Origin of the sequence: Saccharothrix lopnurensis (assembly GCF_042658445.1) — a bacterium.
Taxonomy (GTDB): domain Bacteria; phylum Actinomycetota; class Actinomycetes; order Mycobacteriales; family Pseudonocardiaceae; genus Actinosynnema; species Actinosynnema lopnurensis.
In genome coordinates this window covers 1-17,385 of record NZ_JBHSQO010000047.1, presented here as the reverse complement: position 1 = coordinate 17,385, position 17,385 = coordinate 1, and the positions used below count along the sequence as shown (strand labels likewise).

The 17,385-nt window shown below is 73.7% G+C and carries 15 protein-coding genes; 6 read left to right on the top strand and 9 right to left on the bottom strand.

The window, feature by feature from the left end; all coding sequences use genetic code 11:
* Positions 1–121 precede the first annotated feature (121 nt).
* The 5 genes from ACFP3R_RS30545 to ACFP3R_RS30525 form a co-directional block, all read right to left on the bottom strand.
* Positions 122–1,324, bottom strand: coding sequence for an ROK family transcriptional regulator (locus ACFP3R_RS30545; protein WP_380641026.1), 1,203 nt, complete (start codon positions 1,322–1,324; stop codon positions 122–124).
* Positions 1,325–1,648: 324 nt separating this feature from the next.
* On the bottom strand, positions 1,649–2,599 hold the full coding sequence (gene nudC / locus ACFP3R_RS30540) for an NAD(+) diphosphatase (RefSeq protein ID WP_380641024.1): 951 nt from the start codon (positions 2,597–2,599) through the stop codon (positions 1,649–1,651).
* Positions 2,596–3,984 (bottom strand): M16 family metallopeptidase, encoded by a 1,389-nt coding sequence (locus ACFP3R_RS30535; protein WP_380641022.1) that lies wholly within the window; start codon positions 3,982–3,984, stop codon positions 2,596–2,598. Before ACFP3R_RS30535 ends, nudC begins: the two co-directional genes overlap by 4 nt.
* Positions 3,981–5,267 (bottom strand): M16 family metallopeptidase, encoded by a 1,287-nt coding sequence (locus ACFP3R_RS30530; protein ID WP_380641020.1) that lies wholly within the window; start codon positions 5,265–5,267, stop codon positions 3,981–3,983. Before ACFP3R_RS30530 ends, ACFP3R_RS30535 begins: the two co-directional genes overlap by 4 nt.
* A 318-nt stretch (positions 5,268–5,585) precedes the next feature.
* Positions 5,586–7,226 carry a DUF2207 domain-containing protein gene (locus tag ACFP3R_RS30525; protein WP_380641018.1) on the bottom strand — a complete coding sequence of 547 codons (1,641 nt, stop codon included), beginning with the start codon at positions 7,224–7,226 and terminating at the stop codon, positions 5,586–5,588.
* 420 nt (positions 7,227–7,646) lie between these two features.
* Here ACFP3R_RS30525 and ACFP3R_RS30520 point away from each other — a divergent pair, with 420 nt between their 5' ends.
* Positions 7,647–8,609, top strand: a complete 963-nt coding sequence (locus ACFP3R_RS30520; protein WP_380641016.1) for a neutral zinc metallopeptidase — start codon at positions 7,647–7,649, stop codon at positions 8,607–8,609.
* Between the two features lie 15 nt (positions 8,610–8,624).
* Complete coding sequence (locus tag ACFP3R_RS30515) at positions 8,625–9,524, top strand: neutral zinc metallopeptidase (RefSeq protein ID WP_380641015.1); 900 nt, start codon at positions 8,625–8,627, stop codon at positions 9,522–9,524.
* On the opposite strand, the gene ACFP3R_RS30510 is transcribed toward ACFP3R_RS30515, so the two are convergent.
* Entirely contained in the window at positions 9,494–9,931 is a 438-nt protein-coding gene (locus ACFP3R_RS30510; protein WP_380641013.1) for a hypothetical protein, read from the bottom strand. The genes ACFP3R_RS30515 and ACFP3R_RS30510 overlap by 31 nt on opposite strands.
* A 590-nt stretch (positions 9,932–10,521) precedes the next feature.
* Here ACFP3R_RS30510 and ACFP3R_RS30505 point away from each other — a divergent pair.
* Together ACFP3R_RS30505 and ACFP3R_RS30500 are read left to right on the top strand one after the other, a co-directional pair.
* On the top strand, positions 10,522–11,199 hold the full coding sequence (locus tag ACFP3R_RS30505) for a response regulator transcription factor (RefSeq protein WP_380641011.1): 678 nt from the start codon (positions 10,522–10,524) through the stop codon (positions 11,197–11,199).
* Positions 11,196–12,710, top strand: coding sequence for a sensor histidine kinase (locus ACFP3R_RS30500; RefSeq protein ID WP_380641009.1), 1,515 nt, complete (start codon positions 11,196–11,198; stop codon positions 12,708–12,710). Before ACFP3R_RS30505 ends, ACFP3R_RS30500 begins: the two co-directional genes overlap by 4 nt.
* 136 nt (positions 12,711–12,846) lie before the next feature.
* On the opposite strand, the gene ACFP3R_RS30495 is transcribed toward ACFP3R_RS30500, so the two are convergent.
* A complete protein-coding gene (locus ACFP3R_RS30495; RefSeq protein ID WP_380641007.1) occupies positions 12,847–13,926 on the bottom strand; it encodes a potassium channel family protein in 1,080 nt (359 codons plus the stop codon).
* Complete coding sequence (locus ACFP3R_RS30490; protein ID WP_380641005.1) at positions 13,923–15,335, bottom strand: M20/M25/M40 family metallo-hydrolase; 1,413 nt, start codon at positions 15,333–15,335, stop codon at positions 13,923–13,925. The genes ACFP3R_RS30495 and ACFP3R_RS30490 overlap by 4 nt, the downstream gene beginning before the upstream one ends.
* A 58-nt stretch (positions 15,336–15,393) precedes the next feature.
* Between ACFP3R_RS30490 and ACFP3R_RS30485 the strand changes: the two genes are divergently transcribed.
* Positions 15,394–15,780, top strand: a complete 387-nt coding sequence (locus tag ACFP3R_RS30485; RefSeq protein WP_380641003.1) for a DoxX family protein — start codon at positions 15,394–15,396, stop codon at positions 15,778–15,780.
* A 79-nt stretch (positions 15,781–15,859) separates the two neighbouring features.
* On the top strand, positions 15,860–16,396 hold the full coding sequence (locus ACFP3R_RS30480; protein ID WP_380641002.1) for a hypothetical protein: 537 nt from the start codon (positions 15,860–15,862) through the stop codon (positions 16,394–16,396).
* 52 nt (positions 16,397–16,448) lie between these two features.
* Here ACFP3R_RS30480 and ACFP3R_RS30475 read toward each other — a convergent pair.
* Positions 16,449–17,385 (bottom strand): PD-(D/E)XK nuclease family protein (locus ACFP3R_RS30475; protein ID WP_380641000.1); only part of this gene is annotated, 937 nt, incomplete at its 5' end.

Genomic DNA, 17,385 nt, shown 5'->3' with positions numbered 1-17,385 from the left:
GAAGTGCGGGTCGGAAGTGCGGGAGCCGGAGTCCCGCTCGCCGCTGCCGTCCGGCCGCTGTTCGAGCCGGTCGGACGGCAGCGCGGGCGCGGTGGTCGGCCGCGAGCCGGCGGCGGTGGGATCACCCCGCGCGGCTGGGCGCCTGGCGGCGCACCCCGCCCGCGGCGAGGAACTCGGCCACCGGCAGCGTCGCCGCGCCGAGGGCCACCGACTCCGGACCCAGTTCGCACAGGGCGATCGACGCCTGCTCGAACGGCCGGTGCAGCGCGTGGCGGGCGGCCTCGGCGCGGACGTCGTCCAGGATGCGAGCGCCCAGCAGCAGCCCGGCCCAGCCACCGACGATGACGCGCGACGGGTTGAACAGGTTGATCAGGTTCGCGATGCCCAGGCCCGTGTAGCGGGCGGCCTCGGTGAGCACGTCCCGCGCGGCCCCCGACCCGTCGGCGACCAGCGCGGCCAACGCCGCCTCCTGCTCGGCGGGCACGTGCGGTTCGACCGCCCGGTACCGCTCGACCACGCCGGACGCGCCGATGTACGCCTCCAGGCACCCCCGGGCCCCGCACCGGCAGGGCCTGCCGTCGAGGGCCACGGTCGTGTGCCCCCACTCCCCCGCGCCGCCCGACGAGCCCCGGTAGAGCACGCCGCCCGCGATGACGCTCGCGCCGACGCCCGACCCGATCAGCGCGACCACCGCGTCACCCGCGCCGCGGCCCGCGCCGAACCAGACCTCGGCCTGGCCCAGCGTGTTCGCGCCGTTGTCCAGGAACAACGGCAGGTCGGTGCCCGCGCGCAACATCCGCTCCAGGGCGACGCCGTGCCAGCCCACGGTCTGCGCGTAGACCAGGCCCCGCTCGACGAACCCGGGCACACCGATGCCCACGCCGAGCACGTCCTGCACCCCGCTGTCGCGCAGGCAGCGGTCCAGGCCGTCGAGGACGCGCTTCGCCACCTCGTCGACCGAGTGCACGTCCGGCCCCATCGGCGAGGTGGCCTCGGCCAGCCGCCGCAGGGTCAGGTCGAACACCTCGACCAGCACGTGCGTCTCACCGACGTCGACCCCGACCACCGCCGCGTACGCGGGGTTGACCCGCAGCAGCACGCGGGGCCGCCCGCCGTCCGAGTCGACCTGCCCGGCCTCCACCACGACGCCCTCGGAGATCAGCTCGCCGACCACGTTGCTGACCGACGCCTGGCTCAACCCGGTGATGCCGGCCAACTCCTGCCGACTGCGCGGCTGGTCGAAGTACAGCGCGCGCAGCACCCGCGCCCGGTTGCCGGCGCGCAGGTCGCGCACGGTCAGCTTGCGGTGCACAGCGACCCCCATCAGGCCAGTTGGCGATGTCCTGCCACAAAGGCGCGGTGGACATACGACGTTATCCCCCGCGTACCCCCGGAGGAGCCCGATCGGCCGTGCGCCCCCGCCACTTTCCGCGCGGACCACCCTGTGGGAAGCGCCCGAACGGAGACCGCCGGTCAGGGCACCACGCCGACACCAGCGGCGAGCACAGCCCGCCGACACCACACCCGGCACCGTCAGGGGCTCGCGCCGCCGGTCGTCGGCACCGCCGCTGTCCACGCGCCCCCGCCCGGCCCGGCGGCCGAGCCCGTCACCACCCGCCCAGGTGACGGTTCCCGATCCCGGGACGTCCTAGCCGGCGGCCACCCAGGACTGGATCATCCGGTAGGCGATGGACGCACCCGGCGCGAGCAGCAGGTCCGGCACGCTGCCCGGCTCGGCCAGCGCCCGCCGCACGTCGGCCCGGTCGACCCACTTGGCCTGGGCGATCTCGCCGTCGGCCAAGCGCAGCGGTTCGGTCGGGTCGGCCACCGCCTCGAAGCCCACCATGAGCGACCGCGGGAACGGCCACGGCTGGCTCCCGAGGTAGCGGATGCCGCCCACCTCGACGCCGACCTCCTCCTCGATCTCCCGCGCGACGCACGCCTCCAACGACTCACCGGCCTCGACGAACCCCGCCAGCACCGAGTACCGCCCCTCCGGCCAGCCCGCGCCGCGGGCGAGCAGCACCCGGTCGGCGCCGTCGTGCACCAGGCAGATCACGGCCGCGTCGGTGCGCGGGTACTCCTCGTGTCCGCACCGCTCGCAGACCCGCGCCCAACCCGACTTGATCGACTCCGTCGGACCGCCGCACACCGAGCAGAACCTCGCCGAGCGGTGCCAGTGGAACAGCGCCACCGCCGAGGTGAACAGGCCCGCGCCGGTGTCGTCCAGCAGCGCGCCGACGGCCCGCAGGTCCACCCACTGCGGGTCGTCGGTCAGCTCCGGCTGGGACCACACCCGCCTGGCCGGCGCCGCCACGTCCGTCTCGTCCTCGGTCAGCGGCACCGCCCAGTAGGCCACGCCGTCCTGCTCGCCGAGCAGGACGGCGGTGTCCGGCGGCCCGTCGCCGAAGTCGGTGGCGGGCCGGTCGACCAGGCGCGTCCCCCGGTCGACCACCCGGGTCCGGCCGTGCACGTCGATGGTGATGACCCGCGCCTTCGGCCACAGCTGCGCGATGCGCGCCCCGTCACCGCGCAGCGGTTCCCGCCGGTCGACGGTGAACCGCGAGAGCGCCGGCAGCTCCACCAGCTCGAAGCTCACGGCAGGGCCACACCGCCCAGCGCCCGCAGCTGCGGCGTCAGCTTGTCGGCGTCGCCCACCAGCACGCCGGTGAACGCGCTGGGCGCGAAGAACTCCAGCGCCACCTCGGCCACCTGCTCGACGGTGACCGAGGCCAGCCGCCCGGGGTGCGCGAGGAACCAGTCCACGCCCAGCCCCAGGCCGGCGAGGTTCACCAGGAACGACGCCAGCCCGCCCTGCGACGACGTCGCGGTCAGCAGCGCCCCGATGGCGTACCGGCGGGTGGTGTCCACCTCGGCCTCGGACGGCGGCACCAGGGCCATCCTGCCCAGCTCGTAGCGGGTCTCCAGCAGCGCCGCCGCGGTAGCCTCGCTCGCCGTGTCGGCGTCCACCAGCAGCGCCGCGCCGCCCGGCGTGAACTCCGGGTACGACCGCGCGTGGTAGGTGTAGCCCTTGTCCTCGCGGATGTTCTCCACCAGGCGCGAGGAGAAGAACCCGCCGTACACCAGGTTCGCCAGCTGCAACGCCGGGTAGCGCTCGTCGGTGCGCACCAGACCGCGCGCGGCGAGCCTGATCTGCGACTGCACCGCACCCGGCCGGTGCACCAGCAGCACGTCGCCGCCCCGGACCACCGGCAGCGGCGACGGCGTCACCGCGGCGCCCTCGGCGGTCCACCCGCCCAGCGCGTTCTCGATCGCCCGCACCGCCGCGTCCGGCGCCACGTCGCCGACCAGCACCAGCACCGCACCCCGCGGCAGCACGGCCGCCGCGTGCAGGGCCAGCACGTCGTCGCGCGTCACGGACGACACCTCGTCCGCCTCGGGCATCTCCTTGGCGTACGGGTGGTCGCCGTACAGGTGCCGCTGGAGCGACTCCCGCGCGATCACGCTCGGCTGCGACCGCGCGAGCCGGATCCGCTCGACCAGCCGCTCCCGCTCCCGCTCCACCTCGTGGTCCGGGTAGGTCGCGCCGGTCAGCGCGTCCCGCAGCACGTCGAGGACGGTGTCGAGGCCGGCCACCAGCGCGTTGCCGGTGAACGACAGCCGCTCCGGGTCCACCGCCGCGTCCAGCTCGCCGCCGACCAGCGCCAGCTCGGTGTCGACGTCCACCCGGCTGCGGGTCGCGGTGCCGGTCAGCACGGTGCTGGCCAGCAGCTCGGCGCGGGCCGCGTGCGTCGAGCCCGTGCTGGAGGTCGCCGGGTCCCCGAACGGGATCCGCACCCGCAGCTCCACCAGCGGCACCGACGACCGGCGCACCGCGATCACCCGCAGGCCGTTGGCCAGCGTCGTGTCGACGGTGTCCAGGTCCGCCGCCGCCCGCTGCTCGCCCAGTTCCGGGAACGGGCGAGGCCCGAGCGCCGTACGGCCGATCTCCTCGGCGCTGCGGTGCTTGGTCGGGGCGCTCACTCGTTACCTCCGGTGGCCGGGTTGAGGATCAGGACGGCGCGCGAGTCCGGCCGCAGCGCCTTGGCCGCGGCGGCGACCTCGTCGGTGGTGATGCCGGACAGCTTCTCCGGCAGCTCGTACAGCAGCTCGGCCCGCCCGAACAGCAGCTCGGCCGATCCGAGGCCCAGCGTCCGGCTGGTCAGCCGGTCGTGCTCGCGGTGCATGGTCGACACCCAGCGGGCGGTGATCTTCGCCAGCTCCTGCGCGGTCGGCCCTTCCTCCGCCAGCCGCAGCAGCTCCTCGTCCACCACCGCGATGATCTGCTCGACGGTCACCTCGGAGGGGTGGATCGCGGTGATGCTGAACGTGTCGGGGTCGCGCGCCTCCAGCGGCCCGAACAGACCGCACCCGGCGCCGACCTCCACCACGAGCCGGTCGCGGTGCACCAGCCGCTGCTGGAGCCGCGACCCGTCGCCGTCGGTCAGCACCCCGGCCAGGACCAGGTAGGCGAGGTAGCCCTCCACCTCGTTCACCGGGTCCGGGATGCGGTAGCCCAGGGCGAGCGCGGGCATCGGGGCGTGCGGATCGGTGTGCTCGGCGCGCAGCTCGCCCTTCGGCGCAGCCTCGGCGAAGGACTTCCGGGGCGGCGCAGGACGGGCCGGCACGTCGTCGAAGTGCTTCTCGACCAGCGTCTTCGCCGTCTCCACGTCGAAGTCGCCCGCCACCGTCAGCACGGCGTTGCTCGGCGCGTAGTAGGTGTCGAAGAACGCGGCGCAGTCGTCCACGGTGGCGTTCTCCAGGTCGGTGAAGTCGCCGTAGCCGTTGTGCGCGTTCGGGAAGGTCTGGAACAGGACCGGTGGCAGGAGGATCCAGGGGAACCCCCCGTACGGTCGGTTCAGGACGTTGAGTCGGATCTCCTCCTTCACCACGTCGATCTGGTTGCGCAGGTTCTCCTCGGTGATCTTCGGAGCCCGCATGCGGTCCGCTTCGAGGAACAGCGCCCGCTCCAGTGCCGCCGACGGCAGCACCTCGTAGTAGTCGGTGTAATCAGGGTGCGTGGAGCCGTTGAACGTGCCACCCGAGGACTGCACGTGCCGGAAGTGCGCGAGCTTCTCCAGGCTCTCGCTGCCCTGGAACATCAGGTGCTCGAAGAGGTGCGCGAACCCCGTCCGCCCCTCCGGTTCGGAGCGGAATCCCACGTCGTAGTGCACACTCACCCCGACGACCGGGGCGCTGCGGTCTGGTGCGAACACCACCCGCAGGCCGTTGGGGAGCGTGAACCTGTGCAGTTCGGGTAGCGCCATGGACGCAGCCTACGGGTTCGGACCGCCACTCGGGCCGCAGGTCACCCGCCGGCCGCGCCGTCCCGTTGCGCCCACCGCGAACCGGCCGGGTTCGGACCGGCCGACCGCCACTTCGACGCCCCGACAGACCCGGGTGCACCCGGGAACGCGGGCCGTTCCGACCTGCCGCCGGCCCGGTGGAGCCACGCGCTTGGACACCGGACCGGCTTCGGCCGCCGCGCCCGGCCCCCTCACCCGCCGCCCGCGGGGTGGTGGTCGGACCGTGTCATTGTCGAACGGGTGTTCGACGGGGGGCAAGATCTCTATCGGGTGGTGATGTCAGCCCCGCAGCGACCGCAGGTGCCCGGCCTGCGCCAGGACCCCGTCCAGCGCGCCCAGGAACGCGGGGAACCGGTGCGCGAAACGCCCCAGGTCACCGCCCTGCTCCGCCTCGCCGAACCAGTACAGCCCGGGACGGGTCCCGGCGAACGCCGCCAACCACCGCTCCGTCTCCCCCAGCACCACCGCGTACGGCAGCGACCGCGAGAACACCATCTCCCGGTCCGCCTCGGGGATGTCCTGGGGCGTCGCCGTGTGCAGGTACCCGCGCAACCCCCGCACGTGCTCCAGCAGGGCGCTGCCCCGCTTCGTCCGCGCGGGCATCGAGCGCGCGCCCAGCGCCAGCGCCACACCCGCCGCGATCACCACCAGACCGACCAGCGCACCGGTCCCGACCAGCGCCAACACCGCGGTCAGCGCCGCGCCGAGCACGCCGACCCCGACCCCGGCCCACCACCACAGGTTCCGCTCGGCGTCCGGCCGTCGCGCGAACCAGTTCTTCGCCACCACGTCGGCGTAGAGCGCGTCCCGCACGCGTGACAGGTCGATCCGCCGACCGCGCAGCTCGGACAGCAGCACCGCGTCCACGCCGTCGGGCAGCAGCGCCTCGTAGACCGCGCGCTCGTACCCCGACAGCGACGGGTCGGCCGGGTTGCGGCGGACGAACCGCCAGTCCAGGCCGCCGACCTCCTCGATCCACACGTAGTTGCGCACCGCGAGGTCGACGATCGTCGCGGTCACGTCGACCACGTCCACGTGCTCGTCGACCACGGTGCCGACCTGACCGGGCAGCACGCCGTCCGGCGAGGCGAACGCCACGCGCCCGGCCGGGTCGGCGACCAGCACGGCCACCGGTCCGACGTCACCGGCCAGGGCGCGCGCGTCGCGACCGCGGAGGTACCACAGCAGCACCGCCCCGCCGAGCAGCAGCAGGACCAGGGCGCCGAGCCCGACGCCGGTCGCGGGGGTCAGCGCGAACGCCGCGGCCAGGCCGGAGGACTCCACCACGCGCGCGTTGGCCGGCGCCGCGCCGTCCTGGAGACCGACCGCCACGTCGACCCGCTCGCCGGGCGCCAGGCCGATCTCCGTCGCCCGCACGCCGCGCCCGTCGCCCAGCTCCGCCGTGGTGCACGGTGTCGCCGTGCCCGGCTCGCCGGCCAGGCAGTTCACCGACCGCGGCGCGTCCGGCGCGATCACCGAGACGGTGACGGAGTCCAGCGCGGTGTCCCAGCCGCTCGCGGGCTGCCAGCGCAGTTCCAGGGTGTCGCCGATCTGCGCGACGACGCCGACGACCGCGTAGGTGACGGTGGACGTGCCCGCCCGGAGTGCGATCGCCAGTTCGTCGGCCGATGCTGTAGTCGTGCCCTCGCCGTTCACTCGCGCGTCGACGACCTCGTACACGCGGTCGCGGTTGCCGCCGACCGCGATGCGTAGCGGGACCACACGATTGGCTGATTTTCCTTCGGGGACGGTCACCACCTCGGTCACGGTCAACCGGCCGTCGCGCTCCAGTTTCAGGCGCACGTCGGCGCTGACCGTCCCGGGCAGACCGGACGGGCTGCCCGGTTGCGCCACCGCGACACCCGCGCCCATGCCCAGCGCGATCACGCAGATCGCGGCAGCTCCCCAGTTTCTCAACACGGCCGCGCAGAATAGCGGAGTTCCCCTAAGCTCCAATGCTGATTCGGGCATCCGCGACATGGGGGACCACCAGCGATGACGCAACCACCACCGCCGGGTGGCTGGCCGCCGCCACGACCGGTTGGGCCTCCTCCGGTGCCCGCGCCGCTGCACCACCAGCAGCCCCCGCCGACCCTCCAGTGGCCCGTCCAGCAGCCCCCGCCGACGGGTCCCCCACCCGGTGGGCGGCAGCCCCCGGGACCTCACCCCGGTGGTCATCCCCCGATGGGACCGGGGCCCCAGCAGGTCGGACCGCCACCGCCCTGGCCCGGACCGAACGCCGGGCCGCCGATGGCCGCGCCGCAGCCGCCGCCCGTCAGTTGGGGTCCACCGCCCGGACCGCCGCCGGGGTGGGGTCCGCCGCCGATGCCCTACCCGCCGATGCCGCGCCCCAGGAGCAAGGGACCGCTGGTGGCGGTGCTGCTGATCGGTTTCGTGGTGCTCGGCATCGCGACCATCGGCGTCGTCGCGGCGACCCGCGACTCCAGCCAGGCCGGCGACTCCGGTTACTCCGGGTATTCGAGTTACACCTATTCGCCTGAACCCACGACCACGACCAGTGATTCTCCGACCACCGCGGACAGCACGACCAGGCCGCCCACCAGCACGACGCAGGCCGGCCCGAAGGCCGTGATCGCGCTGGGCGACAACCCGATCCACTCGGCGGACCTGGGCGCGTTCGACATCGCGGGCTGCCCGCTGCCCGCGATGGACTACTCGCCGGCGGGGCAGGACCAGTTCCTGCGCGCCGCGCTGCCGTGCGTCGAGGCGATGTGGAAGCCGTCGTTCACCAAGGCCAACCTGCCCTACCAGCCGGTCGAGCTGGTCATGGTGACCTCGCAGATCACCAACACGTGCGGCTCCATGGGACCCGACCGCACCGCCATGTACTGCGACGGCACCATCTACTGGACGCCCAACCACTACGCGAACGAACAGGGCACGGCCAACCCCAACCACCCGGGCAAGTACCTGGGCCAACTCGCCCACGAGTACGGCCACCACGTCCAGTGGCTCTCCGGCATCCTGCGGGCGTCCGGCGAGGCGCAGTACGAGCAGGGCGGCTGGGACACCCCCGCGGGCCTGGAGCTGAACCGGCGCAAGGAGCTCCAGGCGACCTGCTTCGGCGGGATGACGCTGGCCCCGCTGTCGCACGGCGCGGTGCCCGGTGACGTCATCTCGGTCGCGCTGACCGACGCGGGCAACCGCGGCGACTACCCCATCTACCCCAACCGGGACCACGGCGCGCCCGAGCGGAACTCGGCCTGGGTGAACCACGGGTTCAAGAACAACAACACCGGCGCGTGCAACACTTGGGTGGCCGGCGCGGCGGAAGTCAGCTGACCCGACTGGAGGACCGTGCGCACACCCGACCAGCCCAAGAACAACCCGATCGTGCTCATCGGTGTGTTCTCGTTGATCGTGTCCTGCGTGCTGGGCCTCGGTGCGGTGACCCAGGTGGAGTCCTCCCGGCGGATCGGCGGGCGACCGGTGGCCGCGCCGGACGTGACGCCCGATCCCGCGAGGGGCACGGAGGAGCCGCGGCCGCGGGCCGTGCACCGGCTCGCCGACCACCCGTTGCTGGTCACGCCCACCAAGCTGCCCGCCGTGGCGTGCGCGCTGCCGGGGTTCGGGCTGTCGGACGGCCAGCTGTCGACGTACTACGAGGCCGGCACGGCGTGCCTCGACCAGGCGTGGCGACCCGTGCTGGAGCAGGCGAACCTGCCGTTCTCGCCGCCCGCGCTGGACACGACCCCGGAACTGGCGGAAGGTCCGTGCGGCTCCGCGCCGGCGGAGAGCGAGGCCGTGGCCTACTACTGCGGTCGCAACCGGACCATCTACATGCCCACGCGGCGGCTGCGCGACAACGGCGGCGGCGAGCGCGCCGGGTCGCACCTGGCGACGTTGGCTCACGAGTACGGGCACCACGTGCAGGCGCTGAGCGGGATGCTGCGCGCGGCGGACGGCAAGATCGTGGCCGCGGGTGAGCGGACGCCGGCGGGCCTGGAGATGTCTCGGCGGCTGGAGTTGCAGGCGAACTGCTTCGCCGGGATGTTCCTGTCGGCGGCGGCCGGGTCGATCGGGCCCGCGCTGGCCGCCGAGGCGGCGGAGGACTTCCGGTACGCGGTGGAGCAGCCCGCCGAGGAGAACGCGCACGGCAACCCCGCGAACCAGGCCGAGTGGGCCTCGAACGGGTTCAGCACGGGGATGACGACGTCGTGCAACACCTACGCCGCGACGACGGCGGCCGTGGGCTGAGAACGCCTGGTCAGCAGGTGGGCGTACAGGCCGCCGGCGAGGCCGCTCAGGCACAGCAGCGTCGCGGCCAGCCTGATCTCCAGCGGCATGCCGGCGGGGGCGCTGGCGGCCGCCTGGACGGTGAACTCGCCGCCGGTGTCGGCGGGGAGGACGATGTCGACGACCTCGTTCTCCTGGTGGCCGCAGCCGTCGAGCCTGGCGGTGCGCACCTCGCCGTCGAGTTCGAACTCGACGCGGTCGTAGGCGTCCGCGCTGCCGCAGGAGGCCGGTTCGACGACGGTGGCGGAGGCCGGGCGGGTTCCGGCCGGCGCGCCCGGCCACCACAGGGCGATCGCCGCCGCGATGCCCACCAGTCCCGTGACCAGCAGGATCAGCGCCCACCTCGCCGGGCTTCGCGGAACCACCACAGCGTGGATGGTCGCAGACGGGAGGGGCGGTTGTCGTGGGGCCCGACGGGTGTTCCCGCCCGCCTCAAGTCACTCGATCGTGATCTTGCCAGTCGTCGAACGCCTGTTCGAAAATAGACCCATGAACAACCCGTCGAAAGTCATCGGACAGGTCGGGCCCCTGGTGGGGAACGGGATTCGCTCCCGGGGTCGGGCGGCTGATCGCCCGGGTCGAGGTGGTCCGCCGGGGCGAGGAGTCGCGTCACGCGCCGGGGGCCGCCGTGCTCGACGGTGGCCTGATCGATCGCGGTCGCCGAGTGCCGGTTTCGGGGCTTGGGGTCGGGTCCGAGCAGGCCCGGGTTCGGCTTCGGACTCGGGCTCGGGCTCGGGATAGGTCCGGGTTCGAGCTCAGGTGCGGCCGGCTCGACACGCGAGGACGTGCCGCCCGTGCGGCCTCGCGCGCCGATCCGCTCCTCGGACCCGCCGGCTCATAGCGGTTCGCCATGGTTTCTTTCGGTCTCGGTGGACAAGGTTGGTCATCGGGTGCGACCCGTGCTGGTTCCGGGGTGGAGCGTCGGGGAATCGCGGCCGGGGCGTCGCAGAATGAGGAGGTGTCGACTGCTGCCAGGGTGCTGGTGATCGAGGACGCGGAAGCGATCGGTGCGGCGGTGAGCTCCGCCCTCCGGGACGCGGGTTACCAGGTGCAGGTCCGGCCGGACGGCCGGGACCTGGAAGGCGAGCTGAGCCGGTTCCGCCCGGACCTGGTGGTGCTCGACGTGATGCTGCCCGGTCGGGACGGCTTCACGTTGCTGGAGGTGATCCGGCGGACCAGCGGGGCCGGGGTGGTGATGCTGACCGCCCGGGACGGCGTGTCCGACCGGCTGCGGGGGCTGGACCGGGGCGCGGACGACTACGTGGTGAAGCCGTTCGTGCTGGCGGAGCTGGTCGCGCGGGTCAGTGCGGTGCTGCGGCGGCTGGGGCGCACGCCGTCCACCGTGCAGATCGGTGACCTCGTGGTCGACGCGGACTCGGCGGTGGTGTTGCGCGGGAGCAGACCGGTCGAGCTGACCGCCACCGAGTTGCGGCTGCTGCGGTACCTGGCGGCGCAGCGCGGGCGGGTGATGGGCAAGACGCAGATCCTCACGGCGGTGTGGGGTTACGAGGACTACGACCCCAACCTCGTGGAGGTGCACGTCAGCGCCCTTCGCCGGAAGTTGGAGGAGCACGGTCCCCGCCTGCTCCACACCGTGCGGGGTCTGGGCTACGTGCTCAGGGCCGACGAGACGTGAGCCTGCGGACCGTCTCGCTGCGACGTCGGGTCACGCTGTACGCGCTCGGCGTGCTCGGGGTGGTTCTGCTCGGGGTCGTGCTGCTGGTGGACGGGTTGTTCGCGGCCCAGTCCAAGCGGGACGTCGAGACCGCGTTGCTGGAGAAGGCGCGGGTGGCGCAGCAGTTGGCCAAGCAGGACGTGCGCGGGGCGGAGCTGGCCGGCCGGTTGGAGGGCCGGGGTGTGGAGGTCCGGCTGGTCATGCCGGACGGGACGGTGTTCGGGAAAGCTCCTGTGGAGGGGGTGGCCAACCAGGTCGACCGGGAACTGGTGGACGGATCGGCGATCACGCTCTACGCCGAGGCGGCGGTGATCACGGCCGCGCAGGTGCGGCTGCGGCGTTTGCTGCTGCTGGTCGGGTTCGGCGCGTTGGCGGTGACGGCGGCGGCACTGGTGTGGACGGTGCGGCGGGCGTTGGCGCCGTTGGACGCGATGGCCACGCTGGCCCGCTCGATCGCCAGGGGCAAGCGCGGGTACCGGCTCCACCCCTCGTCGGTGGAGAACGAGCTCGGTCGGGCGGCGGCCGCGTTCGACGACATGTTGGACTCGTTGGAGGGATCGGAGGAGAGGACCAAGAGGTTCGTGGCCGACGCGGCGCACGAGCTGCGGACACCCATCGCGGGGGTGCAGGCGGTGGCCGAGGCGTTGATGCAGACCTCGGACGCCGAGGAGCGGGAGCGGTTGACCCTGCTGCTGGTCCGGGAGTCGCGGCGGGCCGGGCGGTTGGTGGACGACCTGCTGGCGCTGGCCAGGATCGACGTCGGGCTCGAACTGCACCGTGAACGCGTGGACCTGCTGGCGCTGTCCGAGGCCGAGGTGGGGCGGACGCGACTGCTCGCGCCTGACTTCGACATCGTGGTCGAGGGCGTGCCGGTGTTCGTCTCCGGCGACCCGCAGCGGTTGGCGCAGGTGCTGGCCAACCTCGCCGACAACGCCCGGCAGGCCACCGGCCCCTCGGGGCAGGTGAGGCTGTCCGTGTCGACGGCGGGTGGGTTCGCGCTGCTCGTGGTGTCCGACAACGGGCCCGGGGTGCCCCCTGACGAGCGGGAACGCATCTTCGACCGGCTGGTCCGGCTCGACGAGGCGCGTGATCGGCGGTCGGGCGGCTCGGGGCTCGGGCTGGCCATCGCGCGTGGGGTGGTGCGGGCACATGGTGGGGAGCTGACCTGCACGGATGCCTACCGGGTCGATGCGTTGATGCTGGACGAGGTCGACGAGCCGACGCTGAGGATGAAGGGGGTTGTGGACGCTGTTCAGGGCATGACCGGTGCCGGGACGAACAGGGACAGGACGAACGGGGAGGAGACCAACGGGAAGGGTAGGCACGGGGAGGGGAGGAACGGAGACGAAGGCGGGGACGGGACGAGCAGGGAGGGGACGATCGGGGACCGAGCGCATGGGCGCGGGGCGCATGAGGACCGAGCGCACGGGGACGGGGCGGCGTTCGTGGTGCGGTTGCCGCTTGCGGAGTGACGGTGGGTGCGTGGGCTGAGGCGGGGTGGACCGGTCCGGGCGCTGCGGGGAGTGCTGTGTGGGTGATGGCCGCAGCGGTCCGGGTGGTGACCGGGTCCGGTTCGGGTGGTGGCTGCCTGCTGCCCGCGGCTCCCCGCTACCGCCCTGGCTCCTTCTCCTTCGGCATGGTGACCTTCTTGACGTAGAGGAGGCGGTCGCCGGCTTCCACGGCGTCGGCTTCCGGGGCGTCGATGCGGTAGAGGGTGCCTTCGCGGACCACGCCCAGCACGATGTCCGGGAGGTGTCGTGGGGAGCCGCCGACCTCGGAGGGTTCCACGTCCCGCTCGGCGATGGCCAGGCCGGCGTCGGGGGTGAGCAGGTCCTCGACCATGTCGACCACCGACGGGGTGGCCGTCGCCATGCCGAGGAGGCGGCCCGCCGTCTCGCTGGAGACGACGACGGAGTCGGCTCCGGACTGGCGCAGGAGGTGTTCGTTCTCGCGTTCGCGCACCGAGGCGACCACCTGGGCCTTCGGCGCCAGTTCACGGGCGGTGAGGGTGACCAGGACCGCCGTGTCGTCGCGGTTGGCGGCCACCACCACGGCCCTGGCCCTGGGCACGCCCGCCACGCGCAGCACGTCGTTGCTGGTGCCCGAGCCGTGGACGGTGACCAGGCCGATGGCCGAGGCGGCGTCGAGGGCTTCCTGGGAGGTGTCCACGATGACGATCTGACCGGGGTCCATGCCGTCGCCCATGAGGGCGCTCACCGCGGACCTGCCCTTCGTCCCGTAACCGATGACCACCACGTGGTCCCGCACCTTGGTCCTCCACTTCTGGATGCGCAACGCCTGGCGCGAACGCTCGGTGAGCACTTCTAGGGTCGTGCCGACCAGCACGATCAGGAACAGCACCCGCAGGGGCGTGATCACCAGGACGTTGACCAGGCGGGCGTGGGAGGTGACGGGCGTGATGTCGCCGTACCCGGTGGTGGACAGCGACACCGTCGCGTAGTAGACCGCGTCCAGCAGGGACAGGCCGTCCTCGTTGACGTCGCGGTAGCCGTCCCGGCCGAGGTAGACGATCAGGACCGCGGCCGTGAGGGCGGCGGTGGCGCCGATGACCCGCTTGACGATCGCGCGGACCGGGCTCTGCGACGAGTCCGGCATCCTGATCACGCCGACGAGCGAGTGGCCGGGTCGCTCGGCCAGCGGCTCGCCGTGGTGGGTCCGGCGGATCATGACAACCTCTCCGGAAGTAGCCGCCACAGCCTGGCGGCGGCCTCGGCGCCGCGGAGCAACTGGGGCACGACGACGCGCTCGTTCGGCGCGTGGATGCGATCATCCGGCAACGTCGCCCCCAGGTACACGACCGGCACGCCGAGCCGCCCGTGCAGCAGCGCCGCCGGGCCGGAGCCGCCCGTGCGGCTGAACCTCACGGGCTGCTCGAACGCGGCCTCCAGGGCGTCGCGCACCGCGCCGACCGCCGGGTGCGCCACGTCCACCGCGTAGGGCGGGGCGCCGTCGCCGGCCGCGATCACCTCGGAGCGCAGGCCGGGCGGGGTGTGGGCCCGCACGAACTCGCGCAGCGCGTCGGCGACCCGCTCGGGCCGCTGGTCGGGCACGAGCCGGAACGAGAGCTTCACCGACGCCTCGGCGGGCACGATGGTCTTCAGGCCGGGGCCGGTGTAGCCGCCGCGGATGCCGTTGACCTCGGCGGTCGGGCGCACCCACACGCGTTCCAGGGTGGACCAGCCGGACTCGCCGGACGGGGCCTGCGCGCCGCCGGCGTGGGCGAGCCACTCGGCCTCGTCGAACGGCAGGGCGGCGTAGTCGGCGCGCTCGGACTCGGTGGGCTCCACCACGTCGGTGTAGAAGTCGCGCAGGCGGACGCGCCCGTCGTCGTCGTGGAGGGCGGCGACGAGCCTGGCGACGGCGGTGGCCGGGTTGGGCACGCCGCCGCCGGCGCGGCCGGAGTGCACGTCGGACTCACCGCCGGTGAACACGACCTCCGCGCCGTAGACGCCGCGCTGGCCGGTGCAGACGGTGGGGGCGTCCCGCGCGTACAGCGGGGTGTCGGTGAACACCACCAGGTCGCACGCGAGGTCGTCGCGGTGGTCGTCGAGCAGGCGGGTCAGGTGGGGCGAGCCGGACTCCTCCTCGCCCTCCACGAACAGCTTCAGCGTCACCGCCGGCCGGGTGGCGCCGGTGGCGGCGAGGTGGGCCCGGACGCCGAGCAGGTGCATCGCGACCTGCCCCTTGTCGTCGCTCGCGCCGCGCCCGAACAGCTCCTCGCCGACGAGGGTCGGCTCGAACGGCGGGTGGTGCCACCGCGAGACCGGGTCGACCGGCTGCACGTCGTGGTGGCCGTAGACCAGCACGGTCGGCGCGTCGGGGTCGTCGGCGGGCAGGCAGGCGTACACGGCGGGCAGGGCGGGGCCCGCGTCCCAGACCCGGACGTCGGGCCAGCCGTCGCGGCGCAGCGCCGCGGCGAGCCAGTGGGCGGAGGCGAGCACGTCGCCGCGGTGCGCCGGGTTGGCGCCGATCGACGGGATGGCCAGCCACTCGCGCAGCCCGGCCACGAAGTCGTCGGCGAACGCGGCCACGGCCGCCCGCTCGGGATGTTCCGGTTTTTCGGGATCACCGCTCACGTTGCGGGAGGATAACCCCGGGAGCGCAGTTCGCGGGTCGACGTGACAGGGTGGTCCCATGGAACCCACTCGTTCCCGATCGTGGTCGGCGCTCGCGCTGGCGGGTCTGCTCGGCGCGGCCGGCGCCACGCACTTCGCCAAGCCGCGTCCGTACGACTCGATCGTGCCGCGTTCGCTGCCCGGCGAGCCGCGGACCTGGACCTACGCCTCCGGGGTCGCGGAGGTGGCGCTGGCCGCGGCGGTCGCCCTGCCTCGCACGCGCCGGCTGGGCGCGAGGCTGGCGGCGGTGTTCTTCGCGGCCGTGTTCCCGGCGAACGTGAAGATGGCCCTCGACTACCGCGCGAAGGCGAAGTCGCCGAAGGCCAGGGCGATCGCGTACGGGCGGCTGCCCCTCCAGGTCCCGCTGGTCCTGTGGGCCTTGCGCGTGGGTCGATCGGCTCCCTGATCACCCTCGGCGTCCGGGTCGACACCCACCGCGCCGACAGGTCTGTCATTGAAACCGCAACCAGTTCTAGGATGCCCGAGTGCAACCGCTCCTCCACCGTGCCGCCTCGGCGTTGGGTTGGCGCGGCGTCGTCGTCCCAGACGTCGCCGTGCTGGGTCACCAGGTCTCGGCCGTCGTGCGGGTCCGCGCCGACGTGCACGAGTGGCGCAGTGCGAACGGCTGGCCGCCGCAGGCCGATCCCTCGTGGTTCCGCTCGTGGTTCGAGCCCGCCGCCCACGACCAGCTGCCCGTGCCCGCGGTGGAGCTGGTGGGCGTCCTCGTGGGCGAGTCGACGGTGGACCGCGCGTTGCAGTCGTGCGGGACGCTGATGACGCTCGCGCCGTGCTCGGTGGTGCTGCCGGCGCCGCAGGGCGGCCAGTCGTGGCCGCTGATCGAGCTGGACTACTACGGCATCGGGGTCGTCGCGGTGGACCCGTCCGGCGTGGCCGAGCTGGTGGTGCCGCCGGAGGACCGGTCGACCGAGTTCGGGCCGTCGCTGTTCGGGCGGTGGCTGCTGGAGGTGCTCTACGAGCGGGTGCTCAAGGAGGTGCCCGCGGACGCGCGGGTGCTGGGCTGAGCCCACCCGGGCCACCGGCCCACCGGGGAAGCCTCCCACCGGACCGAACCGGCTAGTCCGGCACCGAGCGGACCAGGTCGCGCAGGCCCTCGGCGTCCAGCAGGTCGGCCGGGCGCAGCGTGCGGTCGTGGCGGACGTAGTGGAACGCCGCGCGCACCTTCGCCACGGGCGTGCCGGTGAGCGCCGCCCAGGCCAGCCGGTAGGCCGCCAGCTGCACCGACAGCGCGGGCAGGCGCTCCTCCTCGGGCACCGAGCCGGTCTTCCAGTCGACCACGGTCCAGCCGCCGTCCTCGTCGGCGAACACCGCGTCCATCCGGCCGCGCACGGACATGCCCTCGATCTCCGCCTCGAACGGCACCTCCACGTCGTAGGGGGTGCGCCGGGCCCAGTCGCTGGCCAGGAACGCCTCCTGGAGGCGCCCGAAGTCCGAGTCGGGGGCGGCGCCCTCGTCGGCCGCGCCGGGCAGCTCGTCCAGCTCGAACAGCCGGCTCGCGCCGAACCGCTGCTCCAGCCACGTGTGGAACGCCGTGCCGCGGCGGGTCAGCGGGTTCGGCGGGAACGGCAGCGGGCGGCGCAGGCGGCGGGCCAGCCGGTCGGGGTCGTCGGCCAGCTCGACCAGCTGGCTGACGGTGAGGTGCTCGGGCAGCAGGACGCGTTCCCGGCGGTCGGCCGCGGCGGCGCGTTCGGCCAGGAGCACGTCGACGTCGCGGGACCAGCCCTCGGGGTCGTCCTCGGGGGTGTCGGGGGCCGCCTCCGGGGGCGCCGACCCGTCCTGCGCCTCGACGACGTCGGTGGACGGCTCGAAGTCGGACGGCGACGCGAGGTCCGGCGGTGACGCGTGGTCGGCCGCCGGTCCGACGTCGGTGGACGGCTCGAAGTCGGACGGCGACGCGAGGTCCGGCGGTGACGCGTGGTCGGCCGCCGGTCCGGGGTCGGCCGCCGGTCCGGGGTCGGCCGCCGGTCCGGGGTCGGCCGCCGGTCCGGGGTCG